Genomic DNA, 25,074 nt, shown 5'->3' with positions numbered 1-25,074 from the left:
AGACGCCGATTTCCTACTACTTATTTTTTTGGTTGAAAATAATTTAATGACGCCAATACTGACACAGCCTATGACTTGCTGACAAGTGCAAAGATGTTTAGCGGTGTGTAATCACTGATGTTAGCGTATTTTAGTCATTGTTTTTTAACGTAACAATTTTATTTTGAATTGAATAATTATAGTCAGTCCTAAATAAAAGAAGTACATAAATTATAAGGCACTACTGGAACAAACTTTCCTTGCTTGCTGTGCCTATTCAGACAGAGGCTGCGCAAAATTTATCCCAGTAGTGCTGTATTTATTTTATAGTGGATCTACTATATTTTGAACTGGCTATAAAATAAAAAACCCTCCTAAAACATTAGAAGGGCTTTACTAAAAAGTTAATAGCTATAGAAAACTACAGTGAGCCAATTTTCTCTAAGCCTTGCTGTTCAATCACAGCGGTTAAGCCTTCGTCTTCTTCAATGCGTTTGATAAAGGCATCAAAATTTTTATAAGCAGACAAATCGATGTCAAACTTCTTCGCCCACGTCAGGGTGACGTAAAGATAGATATCAGCGGTCGTTTTAGTACCTGTTAGATAATCCTGTTTACCAAGCTGCTCATTGGGCAATCTTAGTAGATGAGCGATGTTCTCTTTTGCCTTATCTTTTAGCTTTTCTTGCGCTGACTCATCTTCGATAAAACCATCAGGACCAAATAACGGGGCAAATGCTTTATGCAGATCGGCATTTAAAAATGCTAGCCAATGCATAATCTGTGCTTGTCCGTCAGGCGATTTATCTGTACCAAAAATATTAGCATTAGGATAGTTGGCATCAACATAGACTTGGGTAGCAATGTTTTGGGTGACAATTGTCTCACCATCAACTATCGAAGGTACTGCGCCTTGCGGATTAATGCGCAAATATTCTTCTGATTTCACTGAGTCGTGATCTAACAGCTCAAGCTCGTAATCGGTGCCTGTCCACTCAAGTGCTGTATGTGGCACGACTGCGCATGTGCCTGGTATCACATATAACTTCATAAAATACTCCTTTATGTATTTAGTTATAATTATTCATATCACCGTATTAACGATATTAACTTTAGCTAATCAACCAAGCTTATTCAGTTATCTTATGTGAAGTTAATTTGGATAGATGTAATAGATATATAGGTTTAATAGTTATAAAGTCATTTTGCGTGCTTATCAATCCATGCGACAACCGTCGGCCAGACCTCTTTGGCAGCGTTACGGCTAATCATGATGCGGCTATGGGTATAATCGTCCAAATTTCCATTACTGATGGAGTATTCACGAAACACGTTAGTAGGATTATCAAAAGCATTGAAAAACAATTCACAGCCACTGGTCGGAGAGATGAAGTTATCGCCTTTGGCACTAATAGCGTAGATAGGCGTGGTAATCATTGGCATATGCTGTCGATAATCGAAGCTGTCATCATGATTGGCCTCTTTATCAATGATGTTTTCTGCGAGCTTGCTTTGCTCAATATTACTCTGTTTAATAAAGCTGCTCTTAAAGTTCTTTTGTAGGTTCCAATCAAACCACTGATTCATCGTGTAATAACTTTCGTTAATAGGCCCCATCTTGAGTTTTTTTGCAGGGATGTAGCCAAATAGTCGTGTAAATAATTTGGCTGTTAGTATCTTAGTGTGATTTTTGCGATTTACTACCGCCCCATAGGCTTGGCAGGCAAACATGCTGATGCTAACCAGCTTGGTAACATAAAGTGGGTTTTGGATTAAAAACATGGTCAAGCCAACGCCACCACCGCTATGAGTGACACAATGCAAGTTATCCAATTCTAATTCATCAAATAAATAACGAAAAGTTGCTTCAAAATCATAAGTAGCGACGGTTTCGAAGTTGAATTTATCTTTTGGCACTGAGCTGTGACCATGACCACGCCATTCCATAATATAGCAGTGATGACCAAAGCTGGCTAAATGCTCTGCAATTTTTAAGCAGGTGTGTTTGTCCGAAAACGTACCGTGCGTTAGTAATATATTTTGCGCTTTGGCTATAGAGCTGTCAGCTGCAACATTATCATCAGTCTCACTATTATCCTTTGCGCTATCAATAACTTGCCAAACAGCAATTTGCTCACCATCTTGAGTGGTCACTAGATTTAGCGTTTGTGTCATCATAAAAGTGGTCTCGTTCAAATCATTTACTCAAATCATTTAGTATAGGTACGCAGGATTCTTAAAAGATACCATTATTAAGTAGAGAGCGAGTAAACATCGTTCAAGTACTTTAATAATAGATGCTCTAATAACCAGTGCTTTAATAAAAGATACTTTAATAAAATGCCAAAAAATGGAAAGTTGCTCTTACTAGAGCTTTGCGCTTTTTATTTTGTATATCGCAAGAGACTACGATGCTTGATAATTGGCAATACCGTCTTAATATAGTCACTAATAGATATGGTATTTGCAATAGAACAACTTTGTATCGTTGTTTTTGTATCGTTGTTATAGCTTCACAGCATTTACGCTTTAGATTTGAGTATTAAAAAAACCAATAGCAGCCATTTATGACAGTCACAGTTAAATCACAGTGGCGCAGTCGGAATTATCGCTTGAGTGCGCTATAATAGCCGTTATAACTTTATTGAAATCGTAGTTAAACCAAGCCAATATAACGATAAGCTGCGATGATTGATAATCTGCCTATTTTTCAAAATTCACGACACAGCAGCCATGACAGATATAGCATTTGTGTCATAACGCATAGGAAACCTTATGAGTGAGCACAACCAAACTGACAGTCAATTAGACCAGTCTACAGACTTCGAATCAGCATTAGATACTGATCAAACCGAGACCAAAAGCAATATTACTATTACTGAGTCAGCGCAAGGTTACTTGGCAGATTTGTTGTCAAAACAAGATACTGACGGCATCGGTGTGCGTATATTCGTTGAACATCCAGGTACACCGCGTGCTGAATGCTGTATGGCATATAATCAGCCGGGCGAGGAAGATAGCGCCGATCTGCGTTTTACCTATGATAATTTCTCTGCATTTATTGAGGCGGCATCAGTCCCTTATTTAGAAGATGCCGTCATTGATTATAATAAAGATCGTTTTGGTGGTCAGCTGACCTTCCGTGCACCAAATTCTAAAGTGCCAAAAGTTGGCGCTGATGCGAGTGTCGAAGAGCGTATCAACTACGTCTTGCAGTCTGAAATTAATCCAAGCTTGGCCGCGCATGGCGGTGATGTACAATTGCTTGAACTGATTGAAGAAGAAGGCATTGGCTTAACCGCGGTATTGAAGTTCGGTGGTGGTTGCCAAGGTTGCTCAGCCGTTGATATGACCTTGCGTCAAGGCGTGGAAGTGCAGCTCAAGCAGCAAATACCAGAGTTGACTCAAGTCGTCGATGAGACTGACCATACTCGCACTGAAAACGCCTACTATAAATAAAGGTTTAATAGTAAGTAAGCGCCTAATAACTGCTAAAGACAGTATGAATAACGCTTATTAATTTTACGGCTTATGAATATTAGTCATTAAGTGTTGAATAAATTGCTATTCTTTTAATAAAGAAGCTGAGTTATGATGAACTCAGCTTTTTTTATTGCTATGATTTAGAGAATAGCTTTTTTAGAGATGATTTTTTAATCAAGACGTTTTCAACCAATGCCAAGGAGTATGTAATGAGTGATGGACAACCAGAGAATAATACTGATAACAGCCCAAAAAATTCGCAGCACCTAGAGACCTTAGCGATTCATGCTGGCTATACCGTGGAGCCAACCACCAAAGCCGTGGCGGTGCCTATTTATCATACTAGCTCATATGCCTTTGATGATACTCAGCACGGGGCAGATTTATTTGACCTAAAAGTTGCGGGCAATATCTATACGCGTATTATGAACCCGACTAATGCGGTGTTAGAAGAGCGCGTAGCAGCGCTTGAGGGCGGATTAGGCGGGCTCGCAGTTGCCTCTGGGATGGCGGCCATTACTTACACAGTACAGACCATTTGTGAAATGGGTGACAACATCGTTGCCGTATCGACACTATATGGTGGTACATATAATTTATTTGCGCATACTTTACCGCGTCAAGGTATCGAAGTACGCTTCTTTGACCATAAAAATCCTGACTCTATTCGTGATCTAATCGATGATAAGACCAAGATGGTCTTTGCAGAGAGTATCGGTAATCCACTTGGCAATATCATTGATATTCAAGCGGTCAGCGATATTGCCCATGAATACGGTGTGCCTGTGGTGATTGATAATACCGTGGCGACGCCAGCGCTTTGCCGTCCATTTGAGTTCGGTGCAGATATCGTGGTGCATTCATTGACCAAGTATATGAGCGGTACGGGTACGTCTATCGGTGGTGCAATCATTGATAGTGGTACATTTGCATGGGGCGACTATCCTGAACGTTTTCCACTCTTGAATGAGCCGGACGTTAGCTATCATGGCGTAAACTTCGTCAAAGACGTAGGTGCAGCGGCCTTTATTGCTCGTGCTCGCGTTGCGCCATTACGCAATACTGGTGCTGCCTTAAGTCCGCTTAATGCCTTTAGTATCCTCCAAGGTATGGAGACGTTAAGCTTACGCATGGAGCGCCATGTCCAAAACGCTCAAGCGGTGGCTGAGTATCTCAAAAGCCATGATAAAGTGGCTTGGATTAAGTATGCCGGCTTGTCTGATCATCCAGACCATGAGCTGGCTAAAAAGTATATGAAAGGCACGCCATCAGCGATTTTGACCTTTGGGGTGAAAGGCGGCCGTGATGCTGGTGCACGTTTCATTGATGCGCTACAGCTCATTACGCGTTTGGTGAATATCGGCGATGCAAAATCTCTAGCTAGTCATCCTGCGACGACCACACACCGTCAGTTAAATGAGCAAGAATTAGAGCAAGCAGGCGTTAGTGAAGATATGGTGCGCTTGTCTATTGGTATTGAGCATATTGAAGATATCAAAGCAGATTTGGAACAAGCTCTAGCGTCTGCTTAATGCATAATTGGTCATCTAAAAAAGCCCATATCGATTTGATATGGGCTTTTTTATTTGTTCAACTATGTAGAAAAGGCTTAATTTTAGGCTACCAATACACGGCGTGCGATATCTCGATAGTCTTGTGACGCTAAACGTGGACCAAACTGTTGAATGACTTGACTGGCGACTTCGCTGGCAAGACGACCACATTCTGGCAAGCTGTATTGCTGCGATAAGGCATATAGAAACGCTCCAGCATAGTTATCGCCTGCACCGTTGGTATCTATAACATTAGCTACTTTTGGTGTTGGTACTTCATAAATAACAATATCATCACCGTCCTTTTCAGGTTTATGGGCAATAACTGCACCATTCGCGCCATTAGTTACGACGGCTATCTGGCAATATTCAAGCAATGCACGTGCTGAAGCTTTATATTGTTTTTTCTCAGTAAATAACCGCGCCTCTTCACTATTGCAGAATATTACCTCGACTTTATTGCCTAGCATATTGAGTAGACCGTCTTTTGCAAACTTTACTACCGCTGGATCTGCAAAACTGACCGCGATTTTGGCACCATGAATACCTGCTTGTTGGCGCAACTGAGTCATGGCGGGTTGAATGCTCTCAGACATCGCTAAGTAGCCTTCTATATATAACCAATCTGCTTGCGTCAATGCTTCAAAATCGACATTCTCAGCAGTAATATCACTTGAAGTGCCAAGGTAGGTTTGCATTGTACGCTCACCATCGTGAGTAACAGCGACCACACATGATCCAGTTACGCCACCTGTATGTATCGACTTAGCTGAGGTTGCAACGCCAGCTTCGTTTAAGTCTTTTATATAAAATGTTCCTTGTACATCGTCACCTATGCGACAGGCGTAAAATGGCTTACCACCCAAGCTAGCAAAGGTAAACATGGTATTAGCTGCTGAACCGCCACCCGCTTTTTTTGATAGTTTGATTTCTGCCAGTTTTAAAAATGCCAATACTTGCTGTTGCTCATCAAAGTTTGCCAAGGTCATGTTGCCTTTGGTCAGCTCTGTCTCTTCTAGGGCTGCATCGCTCAACACAAATTCGTAGTCAACCAAGGCATTGCCTATCGCCATCACATCGTACATAGATTATCTCTCCAATTTTAATATTAAAATAAAACAGCGCTTTCATTGATTGTTAAGCTTGCAGCTCAAGGAGGCGCTGATATAAGGCGTTCTTTTTGACGCCAGTAATATCAGCCGCTAGAGCCGCCGATTTTTTGACTGACATATCTTCTAATAGACGTTGCAAGAGCTTATCGTGGACGCTTATATCATCATCGTCCTGCGCTACGTTTACGCCTGCGACGACCACAACTATTTCGCCACGTTGTTGATTATCATCAGCCTTAACAAATTCAATAAGCTCCCCTAAAGTCGACTTGAATACAGTCTCAAAGGTCTTAGTCAGCTCTCGGCAAAAAGCTACCCCGCGATCCGCACCAAACACTTCTGCCATATCCTCTAAACTTGCTACGATACGATGCGGTGCTTCATAAAATATGAGCGTTTCAGTGCGCGACTTCAACGCTGATAGCTGTTTTTGGCGACCATGGGTTTTTGTAGGTAAAAAACCAATAAAGCTAAAACGATCAGAAGGTAGTCCTGCTACTGACAACGCGGCAATAGCAGCTGACGCACCGATAATAGGCGAGACCATGACACCAGCAGCATGCGCCGCTTGTACCAGCTGATAACCAGGATCGCTGACCAGTGGCGTTCCTGCATCACTAATCAATGCAACCGAATGCCCTTGTTGAATCATCTCAATAATCTTGGGTGTTTGGATAGCGCTGTTGTGCTCATGGTAGGCCCAAAGCTTATTATGTCCACGAGTTTTATTGTCTGTTGTACTGTCAGTGTTGTCAATTTTATTAGCAGTCTTGTCATCATCGTTTGTATTGCTACCTTTGGTATCGATACTAAAATGCGCCAATAGTTTCCCTGAGGTACGAGTGTCCTCACAAGCGATGATAGCCACTTGCTTTAAGGTCTCAATCGCGCGCGGCGTCATGTCGCTTAAATTACCAATTGGAGTAGCAACGATATATAGACAAGCTGGCATCGCGGTAGGGGTAGACATGAAAACCTCGTAAATATGATGATAAATAAAAACAGCATGATTGGTTTTTCGGCTATTATCATCATTGCCACTTATAAAAGCAGTCATAGGTATGATGTTAAATGCTGAAAAGTAGTTAGTTTATCATGTTGTGCTATTATAAATCTGAATTGACTATTCTGTGATTACTTATAAGTCATAAAGTCTATTTTAAATGCAGACTATCTTTGGAGTTGCTGTTTTTATGAAAGATGAGGAGAGCATGCGTTATGGCTAGGCCAACTAATGGTCATCGTCCGTTGGCTTTGACGTCTCCTAAGCAACGTCAAGGTAGCCTCTTTGAGCAACAGGCATGTCAGTTTTTGCAGCAACAGGGTTTAGTGCTTATCGCTCAAAACTGGCAGCAACCAAAAATTGGTGAGCTTGATTTGGTGATGTTAGAAATAGGGCAGACATGGTCGACATTGGTATTTATTGAAGTGCGTCAGCGATTACGTTCAAGTTTTGGTGATGCCGCGCTTAGTGTGACCAAGGCCAAGCAGCGCAAGATTATAAAAACGGCTAAATATTTTTTGCAACAACATTCTGAATACGCTCATTTTGAATGTCGCTTCGATGTGATTGCCTATAATATTGAACGCTCTACGAGTAACATTGCAAACAACGATAAAAATAACAATGATAAAAATAATATAGCCGAGCATTCCACAGCATCTTATCAACCAGAGTGGCTTTCGGGTGCATTTATGGCGACAGCGTGGTAGCGTATTGGGTTTGTATGATTTAGAAAAATGCATTCAGCAATAAGCATAAAGCCGATATCTAATAAGCTGCCGTTACTAAAAACCTAACCGTTGATGGTAAAAATTGAGTAAAGTAACTGGCATGGTGCTCAGGGTAGAGTACTGATGCATGACAGTAATTAACACAACAACTCTGAATATAACAGGGCGGCTATGACCGACCATACTGCCTATATAATTATTATAATATTTAGTCTGAATCAGTGACATAAATTTTCTATATTCTATTACTAAAACTTAAATATTGACTGTGCTTTATGAGGAAGATAATGACAAGGTTGCATACACTTAAATCCGTTTTTAAAACACCGCGTGTCGCTATAAATCGTACGATGATAAGTGCTATTGTAATGGCTAGCCTAGTTAGTACGGGCTGTACGACCAATTATTTGACCAATAGTACTGAAGGTACTTATGGCGTGCCAGTGACTGAACGGACTATCCCTCAGCGCTTGCTTGATCGTAGTATTGAACATACAGCAAAGATAAACGTCTATGGTTTGCAAGAAGACCTGCAAGCCAATAGTCGAATAAGCATTGATAGTTTTTATAGCGAAATTCTGCTTACAGGTGAGGTGCCAACTGAGGCTCTGAAAGTGCAAATCGAGCAAGTAGTCAGCTCTATGCCTGACGTACGCCGCGTCTATAATGAGCTAGATGTTAGTGTTGCTAGAGGCTATAGCTCGACCGTACATGATGGTTATATTACCTCAAAGCTAATGGCCAAAACTGCAGCTAATAATGCAGTCAAAGCGTCACAATTAAAGGCAGTGACTAATGATGGTGTGGTCTATGTTATGGGCAGAGTGACACCTACTCAGCAAAGCCATCTGATCGATATTGCCAACAGTACTGCTGGTATTACTGAGTTGGTATTACTGACTACTGTCGTGGATGACAGAGGCTTGCCTATCAATGATGCAGATATCATGTCAGAAAGTAATCCTGCCAACGCTACTACTGCGCAATCAACGGGGGCAACACCGATTATTAGAGAGGTCGCTCCAACAAACTCAGCAAGTAACGATACTTTAATAGAAGACAGTGATATAGAAAACAGCAACTCAACTGAGCAACAATCTTCCAGCCCTTATATTGATTTATACCAAAATCCATAAATTAGCTTTAAGTAACTGTTTCTATTTCTACGAAAAAATTTCTGTTTATATTTATCATTGATAAATAGGGTTTGGTTTATAGATGAATGACTTCATTTGCTGCTCTAAAGTCATTCACAATAACCTTTAACAGTCATAACACTAAAAACACGTCAAATTATGAGATAGCCAGTAAAATGACTGAATGCAGAAATGCAGACAAACAAGGCAATGGATTAGTCACCAAATCATTTGGCGTATTGGCAGCTGTAGACTGGGTAATCATAGGGATAATAACAATGAAAGGTTCGAATTCTGATAATGCACAACAAAAAACAGATATTACTGAGATAACAAACGATATTTCTGCGAGCAATCAACCTCGCAATACGCGTACGTTAAAGCTGGTAGGTGCAGGCATAGTGGCAGTAGGTGCTATTACGTTAGCCACTCAACAAGCGCAAGCATTGTCAGCGTTGGCAGTAGTAAATGGTATCACTTCAAACAGCGGCGTTGGTGTCAGCAAAAACATCTTATATGGTGACGAGCCAGCACAAGATTTGGATATCTATTACCCTAAGCCATTGGCACAGGCGATGAAAGCACAAGATACCATTCATAATACTTATCCGATGGTGGTATTCGTGCATGGTGGCTCATGGGAGAGCGGCAGTAAAGAAGAGTATGCTTTCGTCGGTCAAAGCTTAGCCCAAGCAGGTTATGTCACTGCAGTGATTAATTATCGAAAAGCACCCGAGCATGTATATCCTGATTACGTTGAAGATACCGCTCAAGCAATTGCATGGAGTATTAATAATGCACCAAGTCTTCATGTCGATCCTAAGCGCGTAGCGGTGGTCGGGCATTCTGCTGGCGCGTTCAATGCGGTAGCTGCAATGTCTAATGAAGATTTTTTAGCACCTTATGGAATTAAACCGAGAGACATCGCTGCGGTCATTGGTATCGCTGGCCCTTATAGCTATGATTTTCGTAAATTTGCCAGTGTGACTGCTTTTGCCGCTGATGCTACCCCAGATGCAGTGATGCCTGACCGTCAAATCAAAGGCGAGCAGCCACCGTATTTATTATTAACTGCCGAAAAAGACAAAGTTGTGCATAAGACCAATACCATCAAAATGACTCAGGCGCTGAAAGATCATGGCGTAACGGTGGAAAATGGCGAAATCGAAGGTGCCAGTCATGCTACCAGTATTGGAGCGATGGCACCGCCATTACGTTGGGTCAATGATGTACGTGCGCAAGTATTAACTTATTTAGATAAAAATTTAAAATAGACAGTTTAATAAACGTAGAGTTGCTACATGCGCTTATGAGTAGACAGTACTGTAAGATGGTTAAACTCTTGTTATAATGATGCCTTTGTATGAGGCCTAGCATTTTTATGCTAATGCCAATCAGTATTGGTAAGCAAATTATACAAACTCATACAGAACATACAAACGCTACTTCTAATATAATAATAGGATATTCTATGAGCATGAACGCTGACGATTTAATCGCATTTTTACAGCAGCATTTTCCAGACGCTTTTATTCAAGCTGCTAATCAGGGCAATAAGTTTGATGTACGTGTAGTCGATGCCAGTTTTGAAGGCAAACGTGCCGTACAGCGTCAACAATCTATCTATGCGTTGGTCAATGACAAGATTGCTAGTGGCGACATACATGCGCTTAATATTCAGGCATTGACGCCTGCTGAGTGGGAAGTACAGTCACAAGGTTAAATGTTTTTATTTTTACAGTGCAAGCTTTTAGTTTTCTAATTTACTGCACTTTTCTTCACACATACAGCTAGGTTGTTACTTTTATGGATCAGTTTTTAATCACCGGTAGTAGTCGTATCGCAGGGGAAGTTACTATCTCTGGCGCCAAAAATGCCGCTTTGCCTTTGCTTGCAGCTATGATATTGGCTGAGACCCCAACGACATTGCACAATGTGCCATCGTTACAAGATGTGCGGACGTTGATTGAACTGATCGGTGGCATGGGTATCGATATCCAAAAGCAAGGCGATACGGTCACTTGCGATACCAAAAATATCGATAACTTTTATGCACCCTATGATCTAGTAAAGACCATGCGCGCATCGATTTTAGTACTTGGGCCATTGCTAGCACGTTTTGGTGAAGCAGAAGTCTCATTGCCAGGCGGCTGTGCTATTGGTTCACGCCCTGTTGATCAGCATTTAAAAGCATTTGAAGCCATGGGTGCTACAATTAGCGTAGAGAATGGCTATGTAAAAGCACAAGCACCTAAAGGTGGCAAGCTGATTGGTTGTAATTTCTCATTTGATATGATTACCGTTGGCGGTACTGAAAACGTCATTATGGCGGCAGCACTTGCTAAGGGTACGACGGTCTTGGGTAACTGTGCGCTTGAGCCAGAAGTCGTTGATTTGGCCAATATGTTGGTGGCGATGGGTGCAAAAATAGGCGGTATCGGCACCTCAACGATGACTATCGAGGGCGTTGAGCGCTTGCATGGCTGTGAATATTCAGTAGTGGCTGATCGTATCGAGACAGGCTCTTATCTTGCTGGCGCGTTGATGACGCGCGGTGATGTGTTGGCCAAAAACACGTCTGCGTTATTATTAACGCCCGTGTTAGAAAAGTTCGAAGATATGGGTGCCGTGATTACTACAGGTGATGATTGGATTCGCGCCCAAATGACTGGTCGCCCAAGACCTGTAAACATCCGTACTCAGCCGCACCCTGGCTTTCCAACTGATATGCAAGCGCAAGTAATGGCGATATCTTGTTTGGCAGATGGTACCAGTACCTTTATCGAAAATATCTTTGAAAACCGCTATATGCATGTGCCTGAGCTCAATCGTTTGGGTGCATCTATCCAAGTGGATGGTCATGCAGCGGTAGTAACAGGCGTCGAAAACTTCACGGCAGCACCTGTGATGGCGACTGACTTACGTGCATCGATGTCATTGGTAATGGCAGCTGCGGCAGCTGAAGGTGAGAGCTTGATTGACCGCATTTACCATATCGATCGCGGTTATGAACATGTTGAAGAAAAACTACGTGCGCTTGGCGTTAATATTGAGCGTATCAATACTAATGATTAACCTTACGATGCTTTGTGTGTGACACGCAGATTTATCCACGTTATAACATTAATAATCCCTAATATATTGCTAATCACCTGATATATAGGGATATCAATTGTACACGGACACCCTGTCATTATGACTGAGAAAACTGAACGCTTACAGACTAACGACTTATTGAATGAAGTAGACAACGAATTTAACGGCTTAACTTTAGCATTATCTAAAGGGCGTATTTTAGAAGAGACGATGCCGCTCCTGCGAGCAGCTGGCGTTGATCTCCTCGAAGATCCTGATGCGTCACGTAAGCTGATTTTTCCTACTTCAAACCCGCATGTCCGCGTGCTTATTCTACGGGCCAGCGATGTGCCGACCTATGTAGAACATGGCGCTGCTGATTTTGGAGTAGCAGGTAAAGATGTGCTTCTTGAACATGGTGCTAATCATGTTTATGAATTGCTAGACCTGAAAATCGCTCAATGCAAACTTATGACGGCTGGCGTAAAGGATGCACCATTACCCAATCGTCGTCTGCGCATTGCTACTAAATACGTCAACGTCGCTCGTGCTTACTTCGCTAGCCAAGGTCAGCAAGTAGACGTCATCAAGCTCTATGGTTCTATGGAACTTGCGCCATTAGTTGGCTTGGGTGATTTGATTGTTGATGTGGTCGATACTGGTAATACTCTACGAGCTAACGGTCTAGAGCCGCGTGAGCACATTTGTGATGTATCTTCTCGTTTGATTGTAAATCAAGTCAGCTATAAGCGTAAGTTTGCGTTACTTGAGCCTATCCTTGAAAGCTTTAAAGCTAGTATCGCTGCTGCCTCTTGATTGTCATTTGTTTGATGCATGTTAAGTGTTAGCGTTATTTATTATTGATAATACCAAAAGCTATTATGTGAGTTTTAAAACCAGTTTGGCGCTCTATGATAGACATAGCATGCTAAACTGGTTTTTTCATGTGTATTTACTGGAAGATATAAGCCTCTTATCATTTGCTTATAGCAATAGGTAAGTAGGCTGAAGCCATTATCCCATTACCATAGTTTGATTGTTTTCATAGCGTTTATTTTCTACAGTGATCTTTTTAGCTTAAACATAGGATTGAGTCATGCGCCAGTTAAGTACCCAAGATACCGATTTTGAGCAGCAGTTAACGACACTGTTAGCCTTTGAGACGGTTAATGATGCTGATTTATTAAAAACCGTTGATGATATTATTACCCAAGTACGCCGCGATGGTGATAATGCAGTGTTAACATTGACTCAGCAGTTTGATCAGCATCCAGCAACGACGATGCAAGAGTTAGAGCTATCGAAAGATTCACTTGCTAAAGCTTTTGATAATTTGGATGCGAAAGTAAAGTCTGCATTGACGACAGCGGCAACGCGGGTACAGACATTTCATGAACGACAAGTACAAGAAACATGGCAATATGAGGATGAGCTAGGTAATCGCTTAGGTCAAAAAGTTACGCCACTTGATCGCGTGGGTATTTATGTACCCGGCGGTCTTGCATCCTATCCTTCTTCTGTACTTATGAATGCTATTCCTGCAAAAGTTGCTGGCGTTACTGAAGTCATCATGGTCGTACCAGCGCCAAACGGCGTACTTAATCCATTAGTATTGGCAGCGGCACATTTAGCACAAGTTGATCGTGTCTTTACGATTGGTGGGGCACAAGCTGTTGCAGCATTAGCATATGGCACCGAAGCTATTCCAGCAGTGGATAAAATAACGGGTCCGGGTAATAAATATGTGGCGGCGGCTAAACGTGCCGTTTTTGGACAGGTAGGTATCGATATGATAGCTGGCCCATCTGAAGTATTAGTATATGCAGAAGGTGAAGCGCAAGATCGCGCTGACTGGCTAGCTATGGATTTATTGTCTCAAGCTGAACATGACCGTATTGCCCAAGCGATCTTTGTAACGACAAGTAGCGAGCAGCTAGCAGAGGTAGCTGCTGAGATTGAAAAAGCATTAGCAGAGTTGCCAAAAGCTGATATCGCTCGTGACTCTCTACAGAATCGTGGTGCGCTTATCTTGGTCAAAGATAGAAGTGAGGGTATGGCACTCGTTAATCGTATTGCTCCTGAGCATTTAGAGCTGTCTGTTAACGACCCTGATGCGCTGCTTGGCGATATTCGTCATGCTGGTGCTATATTTATGGGACGTCACACGCCTGAGGCCATCGGTGATTACTGTGCTGGCCCTAATCATGTGCTCCCTACATCGGGAACTGCGCGTTTTTCTTCTCCGCTAGGTGTCTATGACTTTCAAAAGAAATCATCAATCATTTATTGTAGTGAAAGCGGTAGTAAGCCACTGGCTGAGACAGCTGATATTTTAGCGCAGCGTGAAGATTTAGAAGCTCATGCGCGCTCAGCTCGTTATCGTTACCAGTAAAATGCTTTTAAATAGCCGATATATAGACAGGATAGCGGCTATAAAGAACCCTTTGTCAGAAATACATAGTCGTTATAGTAGTGACTGTATAGAATTTAAGTAGGATATTAATAGAGACTATTTTTTAGGTACCACTTCTAAAATAGCCGCAAAAAAATCTTATCTGATTTTTTTATTATACATAGATAAGCTTTATATCCTACAAAGACAAGGAAGTGTTACTCCTGTTTATCAGGTAAGAGCTGATGTAGAGACTGCTCTCCCGCTATTCATAAACAGAGCGTTGTAAACCTAATTGAGGCATGATTATTACTATCATTTTATGTCTTGTCTGCAACCATTTTAGCTATTAGTAGGATAACATATGAGCGAACGAAAAGTTGATACCAGACTTTGGTCATCCAAAGCGCGTAACTTGTCACCTTACGTCCCTGGCGAGCAGCCTCAGCATGCTAATTTATGCAAATTAAACACCAATGAAAACCCGTTTCCGCCATCGCCGAAAGTGGGGGAAGCCATTGCTAAAGTCTTAGAGCAGCAAGCTGATGATCTACGTTTGTATCCAGCGCCTGAATCTGATGACTTGCGTAGTGCATTAGCACAGCTATATAGTCTTGATGTAAACCAAGTATTTGTCGGTAATGGTTCAGATGAAGTTCTAGCTTTAGTATTTGCCAGCTTCTTTCTAAAAGAACGCCCTGTGTTAGCGCCAGATATTAGCTATAGCTTCTATCCTGTTTATGCACAGACCTTTGGTGTAGAACTGGTGCAGATTGCGTTAGAGGCTGACTTTAGTATAGATCCTGACGCTTATCGTCAGCCTTGTAGTGGTATTATTATTGCCAATCCTAATGCACCAACAGGTCTATTGTTATCGCTTGCTGATATTCGCAAACTTGCCAGCGAGCATTCTAATTCGGTGGTTGTTATTGATGAGGCCTATATTGACTTTGCCTGTATAGATGAAGTCAGTTCAAACACACAAGCTTCAGCAGTAAGTTTAATTAATGAGTTTGATAATATCTTAGTGACCCAAACCTTTTCAAAGTCTCGCTCTCTGGCAGGTTTGCGTGTTGGAATGGCTTTTGGAAATGCGTCATTAATCGAAGCATTGACCCGTATGAAAAATAGCTTTAACAGCTATCCGTTAGATAAGTTAGCTCAAGCTGGAGCGACTGCCAGTGTTTTAGATGCCGACTATTTTGAGCAAACACGTCAGCAAGTTATTGATTTACGCGAGTCATTAACGATTCAGCTGACGGCATTGGGCTATCAAGTATTGCCATCACATGCTAACTTTGTGTTTGCCCGTCCTCACGACGGTGATGCTAGCGCAGTCGCTAGCACATTGCGCGAACAAGGTATCATTGTGCGTCATTTTGATAAACCACGGATTCAGGAATACTTACGTATTACTATTGGTACGCAAGCACAACATGAGCGTTTAATTGATGCGCTGACTGCCATGCAAGCGACCAATGAAGACAGTAACTCTATATCAAATATTGGCTAATTTTTTTATTAGTGCAAAATTGAATTATTCGCTGGTAGTTAACGTTTTTATTAAGTTAGAAACCAGCGAATAATTCACCTACTCAACTTTGTATTTAATTATATGAGTCTTTTCAACTGCCCAGCTAAAATTTTCAAAGCAAATTTTTTAGGTTATGCCTGCTTGATTTAATACATTCAGTAAGTTGCCAACTTTATCAAGACATTCTTGATATTCTTCGTCACAATCAGAGGCGACAGTAATACCGCCACCAGCCCATAAACTTACTTGCCCTGCTGCATTCAACGATGTATCGGCTTGCAATGTACGAATGAGCACATTCCATTGACCACTCCCATCAAAATTCATAAAGCCCATGGTGCCACAGTAGGCCCCGCGTGCTGCGGTTTCCAACTCAGAGATGATTTCAACAGCACGCCTTTTGGGCGTACCAGTGATTGAGCCTGCAGGTAGACTACCAAATAATACTGCTAACGGATGTGCATCGGGCTTTAGCTCAGCGGCAATGGTACTGACCATGTGATGCACATTGCTAAAGCTTTCAATTGCGAATAAATGCGGTACTTTTACACTTCCAGTTTTGGCATATTTACCTAAATCATTACGCAATAAATCAACAATCATGACATTCTCAGCACGATCTTTATTACTGTCAATTAATTGCTGCTTTAAGGTTAAATCTTGCTCATCATCCATACCTCTAGGGCGAGTACCTTTGATTGGTTTAGTAATAATGTGATGCGAGCCTGTAGCCATATCTTTTATAAAAGTAAAAAACAGCTCAGGTGAGCAGCTCAATAGCTCAAAGCTTAAGGGTGGGGTTTTGACATGCTTAACGTTTTTAGCATGGTTATCAGTTGTTGAATGGTTAGCTTCCAAACTATCTAAGTTATCTAAGTCACCTAAGTCATCTAAATTACTATTAACCCCTAAATAACCAGCAAATGGTGCCTGAGTATTTCGATGTAGGGTAGGTAAGTAGTCAATGAGCGTTGTTATAGAATCATTATAGTTGTATGAGCTATCTAACTTATTAAGGCAGCCTTGCCAAGCTTGCGTTAGATTGATTTGATAACAGTCACCCTGTTGTAAGTAGTCTTGGGTTTTATCAAAAGCATTCTGATAATCATCTTTATGCCAGCGCGCATTCAATACTAAGGGAGTTAGTTGGCATTCAAGATTGTCAGCTGTCTTTTTTATCTGGGATAGTTCATGGTCTAAGATACTAAAGTAAGATATAAGCTCAGCTAGTATTGAACTTGTTGTTTCGTTATCAGTATCCAGTGCTAAAGTATTTAATTTCCAGCCAGTTTTGTCTTCATTAGACGGGGTCAGATAGATATCATAATGTCCCAATACCGCACAAGGCTGCGCTGCCAGTTCGATTTTAGCTGCTGGACTTAATTCATAAGCAGCAATGTCATAACCAATAAAGCCTATTAGACCGTGATGATAACTTGGTTCCTCATTAGATTTATCTATTAAGTTTGAAACGCTACTACCAGACTCGTAAGCCTGACTATAATGGATTAGTTCATCCTGCCATTCTGCATAACTCATATGCGCTGTCGTTAGTGCATTACTATCATTTCGAAAGTTTTTTATCACTCTATATTTAGAATCGGGCAGCTGCTTGTTAGATATTTTGCTGTCAGCAGAGTAAACAGACCAGCTTACTTTAGGTAGTAGGCCAATTACAGGTCGCCCATTATTATTTAACCAAACCAATTGCCAATTAGCTTTAGTATCTTGGGAAAGTAAATGCCTCTGCAGTTGTGGTAGCAGTTCTGCGGCTGATAAGTCGCCAAAACGCCAGCTATTTTTGATAGCTGGCGTTTGTGCATATTGAGTCTGTCTAATCTCATCTTGAGAAGAGTTTGATGCGAGCATAATTTAAGCGTCAAACCTTTTAATAATTAAGGTCGCGTTGGTGCCACCAAAACCAAAGCTATTGCTCATAAGGGTATTTAGCTTAGTTTCACGTAGCTCAGTGACGATATCGAAAGGGGCAGCTGCCTCATCAAGATTTTCAATATTAATACTTGGGGCAATAAAGCCTTCTTGCAGCATAAGTAAACAGTAGATTAATTCCTGCGCTCCAACAGCACCCAAGCTATGACCTGTCATTGACTTGGTAGAACTAATAGGTGGCACAGAGTTTTTAGTAGGAGTGTCAGTGTCTGATGCAAATACTTTAGCAATAGCCTTAAGCTCAGTAATATCCCCTAGCGGTGTGCTGGTACCATGGGTATTAACATAATCAACACGCTCTAATCCGGCTTGAGCTAATGCTTGCTGCATACAACGTACGGCACCTTCACCACTTGGCGCAACCATTTCTGCCCCATCCGAGCTGGCACCATAGCCGACAATCTCTGCTAAAATATTTGCGCCACGTGCCTGTGCATGCTCGAGACTTTCAACGACTACCATTGCGCCGCCACCAGCGATTACGAAGCCATCGCGATCTCTGTCATAAGCACGCGAAGATTGTTTAGGCGTATCATTGTACTGAGTGCTCATCGCACCCATCGCATCAAACATACACGACTGGGTCCAGTCTTCAGCTTCACTACCACCAGCAAGTATCACATCGGCCTTACCTAGTTGAATGAGTTCAGCTGCATGGCCGATACAATGAGTTGAAGTTGCACAGGCAGAAGAAATAGAGTAAGAAATACCTTGAATTTTAAGCCCAGTTGCTAGTGCTGCTGATACCGAGCTACTCATAGTCTTTGGTACAGCCATTGCTCCGACCCCGCGTAGGCCTTTTTCGCGCATAGCATCGACTGCGCTGACTACATCTTCTGTCGATGCACCACCCGAACCTGCTACCACGCCGACACGCGGATTATGATTGATGGTTTCAAGTGACAAACCAGATTGTTTAATTGCCGCTAACGCACTGACGTAAGCATAAAGACTCGCATCGCTAAAAAATCGTTTCAATTTACGATCAATACCAGCCGTATCTAGCGCCGTTTTGTCGATGCTACCGCTTACTTGCGACTTAAACCCATGTTCAGCGTAAGTTTCATTAAATGTAATACCAGACTGACCTTGTTTAAGAGCAGATGTGACGGTGGCTAAATCATGTCCGATACAAGAGACAATCCCTGCTCCAGTAATAACAACTCGGCGCATATTCCATTCCTTATAGTAATTAATTGTTGTCAATATCTAGCTGTGAATACTTATAACTGCTATCTATGTGTAGATGTTTGCCGCTTTTACTAGGTAGCTGCCTTCGTACTTGATATATTTAAAATATTTGATAATGTCATATTAAATGACGAAGCAATCATTCAACCATATCTGAATTTGCATATTATTATGATAACGTATCAACGACTCAAAATCTTTTCTCTAATGCAAAACAGTCGCAAAAAAATAATAATTCTTGAAGGTAAGATAAAAAGGCTTGTTTGACTGGTTTCTATAAATATAACATGCGTTATTATAGCAGTCATAGAGATAGTAGATGGGCTAAAAAATACACATATATAGTTTCTATATCATGCTTATAGCGTTAGATAAGCCATACTTTTAGATACAAACTTTACGATATTGATAACATTGTTCACACTGACATAGAAGTTAAGATATAGCTAAAATGATGACCTAAGCATTGATATAGACAAACATTTTTGTTGTTTTATCAGAATTTATTGGTACATTAAATTGGTACGTCAAAAAACTCAATGCATAGCCGCACATAATAAAGATTTGTCGATTTTAATTTTAAGTTATTTAATCATCATACTAAGGATATAACGATGGCAAAACGAAGCACTCTTTCTCAAGGTATCAATACTATTGGCCATTTTACCCGTAATAATCTTGAACGTATGGGATCATTAATTGATAGTGCTAATGCCAAAGCAAGTAAGCCACGTCAGTACAAGGCAGTAAACTTAGGTGATGAGGATTATCAACAAGATTTATTTCGTGAGCAAACCTTAAAAACGACACAGCAATTATTAGGTACACGTTTTGCTATGTATGGTAAATATGCTAAAAAAGTCGTACCTAATAGTTTATTTCAGTCTGTATTAGACAGCGCCTTTGTTCAAGTAGCCAAACTAGCAGCTAATTGGAGCCAATTAGATTTGCCGAACGAGCATCGTTTTGCTGATACTACTGTACTAGATGATGAACAACGTTATGCGCTAGCCACTGATATCGCCAATCAGAATAGAGCGTTGGCAACTCTGGGTGGTCTGACGGGCTTAGCAGGTTTACCAGGATTGCTGGCTGATACTTTGTGGCTTTTGTTGGTATCATTGCGTTCTGTTTATCAATTAGCTGCTGTCTATGACAAGCCTTTGACTGGTAAGCAAGGGATCAAGATGGCTTATGAGCTACTTGCCAGTGCAGATTTGAGCAAGATGCAAGAAAAGCAAGCGCTGCTAGCAGGTATTGGGGTGGGTAAGGGTTTACTCGATAATGCTCAAAGTCGCGGATTGCACAGCGAACTGAAAAACCTTGGTCTTAAAAATCAAAATGTCAACTTTTACGCTGAGCAAATAGACAATATCGCTGGGCAAGTAGGGGTTGATTTAGATCAAATTAATCTATCGTGGATACGCCGTTTCTTACCATTAAGTGCTGTTGCTGTCGGTATGCACTACAATAGTCGTCTAATTGACGAAGTGCTTGGGGTAGCTCAAGCAACATTTGCGCCAGAGCCAAAACTCGCTAACCGATTTATCACTGATGATAGTAGTAGCGAAGAAGAAGTAAGCCAAATGACAACCAAGCAGGATAAAGACTCAGATAACAAATCTGATAATGTTGATAGTTCCTCAGAGAAAAAGTCAGACGAACCTGCTGACACTAAATCTAATAATAAAGATAATGAGAAATCAGCTGATACTGGAAAGAAGACTAAGACTAAGACTAAGGCTAAGAAATAACGGTTGATTGACTCTTATTGATTAAGATAATAGAGGATGTTGGTATATAAAGCACGAAACAAAATATCCCAAAAGTTACCTTGAAAAATAAGACTTTATCGCCATTTAGTCGATAATAAATTAAAAGCTTATTACAGTTGTAGAAGTACGTAGTAAGTTGTTTATAGTTGCTGCCAATGCTTTACTGTATTGCTAACCGATATTAGAGTATACTTAATGCATATCTATTCAGCATTGTAAAGTGAAACTGACTATAAGTAGTTGAAATAGCAGCAACATATCTTTATAATACATTGTCCTAAAAATGGGTGCCTCAAAATCTTCACTTTTAATGAAGAGGATGGTGGATTCGCCCATTTTTTTGTTTTATACCAAACGGGAGAAGGATGCCTTATGGCAACAACTAACCAATTGATTCGTAAGGGTCGCAAAACCATCAAGGAAAAGTCAAAAGTTCCTGCGTTGCAAGCGTGCCCACAGCGTCGCGGTGTATGTACTCGCGTATATACTACCACGCCTAAAAAACCTAACTCAGCAATGCGTAAAGTTTGTCGTGTACGTTTGACTTCTGGTTATGAAGTATCAAGCTACATCGGCGGCGAAGGTCATAACTTACAAGAGCATAGTGTTGTACTTATTCGTGGTGGTCGTGTAAAAGATCTACCAGGTGTACGTTATCACACTGTTCGCGGTGCATTAGATTGTGCTGGCGTAAAAGACCGTAGACAAGGTCGCTCTAAATATGGTGCGAAGAAGCCTAAAGCTTAATATTAGCTAAGCCTATTTGTATCACCCATTAACTGTGCATGGGTTTGGTGTTAACAGTATTCTTATTCTAAATGAGTAATATGCTGTCATAACATACCGCCATGCAGTAAGGCTGACTGACAACTCGATATAACATCGCCTATATTATTAACTGGTGCGAGATTGTGAATGTCAGACACTCCTGAAGATAAGGATTATTATTATGCCAAGACGTCGCGTCGTTGCTACCCGTGAGATCCTACCGGATCCTAAGTTTGGTAGCCAAACCATCGCTAAGTTCATCAACCATGTAATGAGTCATGGTAAAAAATCTACTGCTGAGCGTATCGTTTACGGTGCCCTTGAGACAGTAAGCCAGAAGCGTAACATCGAAGATCCAGTATCTTTCTTTGAAGAAGTTTTAGAAAATGTACGCCCAATGGTTGAAGTGAAAGCTCGCCGTGTTGGTGGTGCAACCTATCAAGTACCAATGGAAGTACGCCCCTCCCGTCGTACTGCCTTGGCTATGCGTTGGTTAGCTGAAGCTGCTGCTAAGCGTTCTGAAAAATCAATGGCTCTACGCCTTGCTGGCGAATTGTCTGATGCATCAGAAGGCAAAGGTAATGCTATGAAAAAGCGTGACGAAGTTCACCGCATGGCAGATGCTAACAAAGCATTCTCTCATTATCGCTTCTAAAGCGGCTTAGCATTTATAAATAACTTTTTTATTAAGTTGTTTATACGCTATATGTGATTGATACGATTAACTTGTAGATAATATATCTGCTGGTTAATCGTTATACTACTTATTCTATTGATTCTCGTCATGATTAATAAGACGATTAGATAGCTTAAGGCTTTTCAACAGCCTGAACTATTATATGTCTTAAATGGCGAACATCTATCATGATGCTGTCCTACATAAAGCATCCCAAATTTGATGCCGCACTATTCTTAGTATTTGCTCTTTTTTTGTCCGTATTAGGCCCAATAATCAGTAAGTAATATTACGAAGCTGACCGCTTTGTCATAGAGTATAAGGTAGAGACACAACACATTAATCTATACACGAATTTCCCTAGGAAAACACTATGGCTCGTAAAACTCCCCTAAAACGCTATCGCAATATTGGTATCTCAGCGCACATCGATGCTGGTAAGACAACCACCACTGAACGTGTTTTATTCTATACCGGTGTTAGCCACAAAATTGGCGAAGTACATGATGGCGCAGCCACTATGGACTGGATGGAGCAAGAACAAGAGCGTGGTATTACTATTACCTCAGCGGCAACGACTTGTTTTTGGTCAGGTATGGCAAAACAGTTCGATGAACATCGCATCAATATCATTGACACCCCAGGTCACGTCGACTTCACTATCGAAGTTGAACGTTCTATGCGTGTACTTGATGGCGCTTGCATGGTTTACTGTGCAGTAGGCGGCGTTCAGCCACAGTCCGAGACCGTTTGGCGTCAGGCTAACAAATATAAAGTTCCACGTCTTGCATTCGTAAATAAAATGGATCGCGTTGGTGCTGATTTCTATCGTGTTATCGAACAGATCAAAACTCGCTTAGGTGGTAATCCTGTACCATTGGTTATTCCAATTGGTAAAGAAGATGATTTCGAAGGCGTTGTTGATCTTGTGACTATGAAAGCCATCTATTGGGACGAAGCGTCTCAAGGTATGGAATACGAAGAGCGCGAAATCCCAGCTGAATTGCAAGAAAAAGCAGAAGAGTATCGCGAAAATCTTGTAGAAAATGCGGCTGAAGCTTCAGACGAACTCATGAATGAGTATCTAGAAGGTGGTGAATTGTCTGTAGAGCAGATCAATACTGCTATTCGTCAGTTGACTATTGATAATCAAATTATTCCACTTCTTTGTGGTACTGCTTTTAAAAACAAAGGTGTACAAAAGATGTTGGATGCAGTCATTCAATATCTTCCAGCACCAATGGATGTACCTGCTATTAAAGGTATCCTTGATGATAAAGATGAAAGTGAAGGTACTCGTGAAGCATCAGACGAAGCCCCATTCTCAGCTTTAGCATTCAAAATCATGAATGATAAGTTCGTTGGTAACTTAACCTTCGTTCGTGTTTATTCAGGTGTTTTAACGCAAGGTAGCAGTGTTTATAACCCAGTTAAAATGAAGCGTGAGCGCGTTGGTCGTATCGTACAGATGATGGCTAACTCTCAAGAAGAGTTGCAAGAAATTCGTACTGGTGATATCGCAGCATTAGTTGGCATGAAAGATGTGACAACTGGCGATACGCTATGTGACGAAAGCAACGTAATCACTCTTGAGCGCATGGAATTCCCAGATCCAGTTATTAGTCTTGCTGTTGAACCTAAGACTAAAGCGGATCAAGAAAGAATGTCAATCGCTCTAGGTCGCCTGGCGAAAGAAGATCCATCGTTCCGTGTACACACTGACGAAGAATCTGGTCAGACAATCATCAGTGGTATGGGTGAGCTGCATTTAGAAATTCTTGTTGACCGTATGAAGCGTGAATTCAACGTTGAAGCAAACATCGGTGCACCACAAGTTGCTTATCGTGAAACGATTCGTGACACTGTTGAACAAGAAGGCAAATTCGTACGTCAAACAGGTGGTCGTGGTAAATTCGGTCACGTTTGGTTACGTCTTGAGCCACTTGATCCAGCGGGTGATGTTGAATACGAATTCGCTGAAGAAGTTGTTGGTGGTACCGTACCTAAAGAATTCCATGGTGCCGTTGATAAAGGTATCCAAGAACGCATGAAAAATGGCGTACTTGCTGGTTACCCAGTAGTTAACGTAAAAGCGACCTTGTATGACGGTTCTTACCATGACGTTGACTCGGACGAGCTTTCGTTTAAGATGGCAGGCTCTATGGCTTTCAGAAAAGGCTTCATGGCAGCAAACCCTGCGTTACTTGAGCCAATCATGAAAGTTGAAGTTGAAACGCCTGAAGACTACATGGGCGATATCATGGGTGATCTTAACCGTCGTCGTGGTTTGGTACAGGGTATGGAAGACTTACCTGGTGGTACTAAGCAGATCCGTGCCGAAGTACCATTAGCAGAAATGTTTGGTTATGCCACACAAATGCGCTCAATGTCACAAGGCCGTGCTACATACTCAATGGAATTCCAAAAATACGCTGAAATTCCAAAATCAGTTGCTGCTGAAATCATCTCTAAGTTCAATTCTAAAGATGGCGACGAGTAAATAAAGTACTTAATAGTGGCGATATAGAGTGCATCTCTATATTGCCATTGAAGAATATACCAATAACTTGTTAAAAGACTTGTTATTGGTTGTGATTTTCTTATAATATCTGCACATTGCATGTGCAACCTTTTAACAATTATCTTAATGTGGTCAGAATGCTTTAGCTATTGTCTTAACATTATTTAAGCACTTTAGTTGAAAATTCTAATCCCA

At 41.3% G+C, this 25,074-nt stretch carries 20 protein-coding genes; 14 read left to right on the top strand and 6 right to left on the bottom strand.

Annotation, left to right across the window (positions count from 1 at the left end):
• Positions 1-400: 400 nt before the first annotated feature.
• Positions 401-1,030, bottom strand: a complete 630-nt coding sequence (locus ACTQ9S_RS12745) for a glutathione S-transferase family protein (protein ID WP_068329525.1) — start codon at positions 1,028-1,030, stop codon at positions 401-403.
• 149 nt (positions 1,031-1,179) lie between these two features.
• Positions 1,180-2,157 (bottom strand): alpha/beta fold hydrolase, encoded by a 978-nt coding sequence (locus ACTQ9S_RS12740; RefSeq protein ID WP_440455137.1) that lies wholly within the window; start codon positions 2,155-2,157, stop codon positions 1,180-1,182.
• A 597-nt stretch (positions 2,158-2,754) separates the two neighbouring features.
• On the opposite strand from ACTQ9S_RS12740, the gene nfuA reads away from it, so the two are divergent.
• Positions 2,755-3,438: a Fe-S biogenesis protein NfuA gene (nfuA, locus tag ACTQ9S_RS12735; protein WP_068038023.1), complete on the top strand. Its 684-nt coding sequence runs from the start codon at positions 2,755-2,757 to the stop codon at positions 3,436-3,438.
• 233 nt (positions 3,439-3,671) lie between these two features.
• Positions 3,672-4,994 (top strand): O-acetylhomoserine aminocarboxypropyltransferase/cysteine synthase family protein, encoded by a 1,323-nt coding sequence (locus tag ACTQ9S_RS12730; RefSeq protein ID WP_068329520.1) that lies wholly within the window; start codon positions 3,672-3,674, stop codon positions 4,992-4,994.
• Positions 4,995-5,077: 83 nt separating this feature from the next.
• On the opposite strand, the gene ACTQ9S_RS12725 is transcribed toward ACTQ9S_RS12730, so the two are convergent.
• Both ACTQ9S_RS12725 and rsmI read right to left on the bottom strand, forming a co-directional pair.
• Positions 5,078-6,100: an adenosine kinase gene (locus ACTQ9S_RS12725; RefSeq protein WP_068038016.1), complete on the bottom strand. Its 1,023-nt coding sequence runs from the start codon at positions 6,098-6,100 to the stop codon at positions 5,078-5,080.
• 52 nt (positions 6,101-6,152) lie between these two features.
• The gene (rsmI, locus tag ACTQ9S_RS12720; RefSeq protein ID WP_440455135.1) at positions 6,153-7,097 is read right to left on the bottom strand and encodes a 16S rRNA (cytidine(1402)-2'-O)-methyltransferase; all 945 of its coding nucleotides are present in this window, start codon (positions 7,095-7,097) and stop codon (positions 6,153-6,155) included.
• A 248-nt stretch (positions 7,098-7,345) separates the two neighbouring features.
• Here rsmI and ACTQ9S_RS12715 point away from each other — a divergent pair, with 248 nt between their 5' ends.
• The 8 genes from ACTQ9S_RS12715 (at position 7,346) to hisC (ending at position 15,977) form a co-directional block, all read left to right on the top strand.
• On the top strand, positions 7,346-7,840 hold the full coding sequence (locus ACTQ9S_RS12715; RefSeq protein WP_440455134.1) for a YraN family protein: 495 nt from the start codon (positions 7,346-7,348) through the stop codon (positions 7,838-7,840).
• A 308-nt stretch (positions 7,841-8,148) separates the two neighbouring features.
• Positions 8,149-8,997, top strand: coding sequence for a BON domain-containing protein (locus tag ACTQ9S_RS12710; RefSeq protein ID WP_068329515.1), 849 nt, complete (start codon positions 8,149-8,151; stop codon positions 8,995-8,997).
• Positions 8,998-9,275: 278 nt separating this feature from the next.
• Positions 9,276-10,271 carry an alpha/beta hydrolase gene (locus tag ACTQ9S_RS12705; protein ID WP_440455133.1) on the top strand — a complete coding sequence of 332 codons (996 nt, stop codon included), beginning with the start codon at positions 9,276-9,278 and terminating at the stop codon, positions 10,269-10,271.
• A 197-nt stretch (positions 10,272-10,468) separates the two neighbouring features.
• Positions 10,469-10,720, top strand: coding sequence for a BolA family protein (locus ACTQ9S_RS12700; RefSeq protein WP_068038007.1), 252 nt, complete (start codon positions 10,469-10,471; stop codon positions 10,718-10,720).
• An 83-nt stretch (positions 10,721-10,803) separates the two neighbouring features.
• Entirely contained in the window at positions 10,804-12,072 is a 1,269-nt protein-coding gene (murA, locus tag ACTQ9S_RS12695) for a UDP-N-acetylglucosamine 1-carboxyvinyltransferase (protein ID WP_440455132.1), read from the top strand.
• 120 nt (positions 12,073-12,192) lie between these two features.
• Positions 12,193-12,888: an ATP phosphoribosyltransferase gene (hisG, locus tag ACTQ9S_RS12690; RefSeq protein ID WP_068038001.1), complete on the top strand. Its 696-nt coding sequence runs from the start codon at positions 12,193-12,195 to the stop codon at positions 12,886-12,888.
• Between the two features lie 280 nt (positions 12,889-13,168).
• A complete protein-coding gene (gene hisD, locus ACTQ9S_RS12685; RefSeq protein WP_440455131.1) occupies positions 13,169-14,464 on the top strand; it encodes a histidinol dehydrogenase in 1,296 nt (431 codons plus the stop codon).
• Between the two features lie 364 nt (positions 14,465-14,828).
• Complete coding sequence (gene hisC, locus ACTQ9S_RS12680; RefSeq protein ID WP_068037995.1) at positions 14,829-15,977, top strand: histidinol-phosphate transaminase; 1,149 nt, start codon at positions 14,829-14,831, stop codon at positions 15,975-15,977.
• Positions 15,978-16,124: 147 nt separating this feature from the next.
• On the opposite strand, the gene ACTQ9S_RS12675 is transcribed toward hisC, so the two are convergent.
• Both ACTQ9S_RS12675 and ACTQ9S_RS12670 read right to left on the bottom strand, forming a co-directional pair.
• Positions 16,125-17,867 carry an anthranilate synthase component I family protein gene (locus ACTQ9S_RS12675; protein ID WP_440455130.1) on the bottom strand — a complete coding sequence of 581 codons (1,743 nt, stop codon included), beginning with the start codon at positions 17,865-17,867 and terminating at the stop codon, positions 16,125-16,127.
• 3 nt (positions 17,868-17,870) lie between these two features.
• Positions 17,871-19,121 carry a beta-ketoacyl synthase N-terminal-like domain-containing protein gene (locus tag ACTQ9S_RS12670; protein WP_068037989.1) on the bottom strand — a complete coding sequence of 417 codons (1,251 nt, stop codon included), beginning with the start codon at positions 19,119-19,121 and terminating at the stop codon, positions 17,871-17,873.
• A gap of 632 nt (positions 19,122-19,753) precedes the next feature.
• Between ACTQ9S_RS12670 and ACTQ9S_RS12665 the strand changes: the two genes are divergently transcribed.
• The 4 genes from ACTQ9S_RS12665 to fusA all read left to right on the top strand — a co-directional run bounded on the left by ACTQ9S_RS12665 (position 19,754) and on the right by fusA (position 24,858).
• Positions 19,754-20,893, top strand: a complete 1,140-nt coding sequence (locus ACTQ9S_RS12665; RefSeq protein ID WP_440455129.1) for an EcsC family protein — start codon at positions 19,754-19,756, stop codon at positions 20,891-20,893.
• Between the two features lie 393 nt (positions 20,894-21,286).
• Positions 21,287-21,661 (top strand): 30S ribosomal protein S12, encoded by a 375-nt coding sequence (gene rpsL / locus ACTQ9S_RS12660; RefSeq protein WP_010200611.1) that lies wholly within the window; start codon positions 21,287-21,289, stop codon positions 21,659-21,661.
• A 202-nt stretch (positions 21,662-21,863) separates the two neighbouring features.
• Positions 21,864-22,337, top strand: a complete 474-nt coding sequence (gene rpsG / locus ACTQ9S_RS12655) for a 30S ribosomal protein S7 (protein ID WP_068037983.1) — start codon at positions 21,864-21,866, stop codon at positions 22,335-22,337.
• A gap of 394 nt (positions 22,338-22,731) precedes the next feature.
• Entirely contained in the window at positions 22,732-24,858 is a 2,127-nt protein-coding gene (gene fusA / locus ACTQ9S_RS12650; RefSeq protein ID WP_440455128.1) for an elongation factor G, read from the top strand.
• Positions 24,859-25,074 lie beyond the last annotated feature (216 nt).

Origin of the sequence: Psychrobacter sp. ASPA161_9 (assembly GCF_051970275.1) — a bacterium.
Classification (GTDB): domain Bacteria; phylum Pseudomonadota; class Gammaproteobacteria; order Pseudomonadales; family Moraxellaceae; genus Psychrobacter.
Note: the sequence above shows the minus strand (reverse complement) of the source record. Positions and strands in the feature narration are given on the sequence as shown.

Excerpts from the sequence above, each read along its gene's own strand:
- ACTQ9S_RS12705 (WP_440455133.1), top strand. The coding sequence starts at position 9,276 with ATGAAAGGTTCGAATTCTGATAATGCACAACAAAAAACAGATATTACT.
- ACTQ9S_RS12710 (WP_068329515.1), top strand. The coding sequence starts at position 8,149 with ATGACAAGGTTGCATACACTTAAATCCGTTTTTAAAACACCGCGTGTC.
- ACTQ9S_RS12700 (WP_068038007.1), top strand. The coding sequence starts at position 10,469 with ATGAGCATGAACGCTGACGATTTAATCGCATTTTTACAGCAGCATTTT.
- rpsG (WP_068037983.1), top strand. The coding sequence starts at position 21,864 with ATGCCAAGACGTCGCGTCGTTGCTACCCGTGAGATCCTACCGGATCCT.
- rsmI (WP_440455135.1), bottom strand. The coding sequence starts at position 7,097 with ATGTCTACCCCTACCGCGATGCCAGCTTGTCTATATATCGTTGCTACT.
- fusA (WP_440455128.1), top strand. The coding sequence starts at position 22,732 with ATGGCTCGTAAAACTCCCCTAAAACGCTATCGCAATATTGGTATCTCA.
- ACTQ9S_RS12730 (WP_068329520.1), top strand. The coding sequence starts at position 3,672 with ATGAGTGATGGACAACCAGAGAATAATACTGATAACAGCCCAAAAAAT.
- hisC (WP_068037995.1), top strand. The coding sequence starts at position 14,829 with ATGAGCGAACGAAAAGTTGATACCAGACTTTGGTCATCCAAAGCGCGT.
- hisD (WP_440455131.1), top strand. The coding sequence starts at position 13,169 with ATGCGCCAGTTAAGTACCCAAGATACCGATTTTGAGCAGCAGTTAACG.
- ACTQ9S_RS12675 (WP_440455130.1), bottom strand. The coding sequence starts at position 17,867 with ATGCTCGCATCAAACTCTTCTCAAGATGAGATTAGACAGACTCAATAT.
- ACTQ9S_RS12715 (WP_440455134.1), top strand. The coding sequence starts at position 7,346 with ATGGCTAGGCCAACTAATGGTCATCGTCCGTTGGCTTTGACGTCTCCT.
- murA (WP_440455132.1), top strand. The coding sequence starts at position 10,804 with ATGGATCAGTTTTTAATCACCGGTAGTAGTCGTATCGCAGGGGAAGTT.
- ACTQ9S_RS12670 (WP_068037989.1), bottom strand. The coding sequence starts at position 19,121 with ATGCGCCGAGTTGTTATTACTGGAGCAGGGATTGTCTCTTGTATCGGA.
- ACTQ9S_RS12665 (WP_440455129.1), top strand. The coding sequence starts at position 19,754 with ATGGCAAAACGAAGCACTCTTTCTCAAGGTATCAATACTATTGGCCAT.
- ACTQ9S_RS12740 (WP_440455137.1), bottom strand. The coding sequence starts at position 2,157 with ATGATGACACAAACGCTAAATCTAGTGACCACTCAAGATGGTGAGCAA.
- rpsL (WP_010200611.1), top strand. The coding sequence starts at position 21,287 with ATGGCAACAACTAACCAATTGATTCGTAAGGGTCGCAAAACCATCAAG.
- ACTQ9S_RS12745 (WP_068329525.1), bottom strand. The coding sequence starts at position 1,030 with ATGAAGTTATATGTGATACCAGGCACATGCGCAGTCGTGCCACATACA.
- ACTQ9S_RS12725 (WP_068038016.1), bottom strand. The coding sequence starts at position 6,100 with ATGTACGATGTGATGGCGATAGGCAATGCCTTGGTTGACTACGAATTT.
- hisG (WP_068038001.1), top strand. The coding sequence starts at position 12,193 with ATGACTGAGAAAACTGAACGCTTACAGACTAACGACTTATTGAATGAA.
- nfuA (WP_068038023.1), top strand. The coding sequence starts at position 2,755 with ATGAGTGAGCACAACCAAACTGACAGTCAATTAGACCAGTCTACAGAC.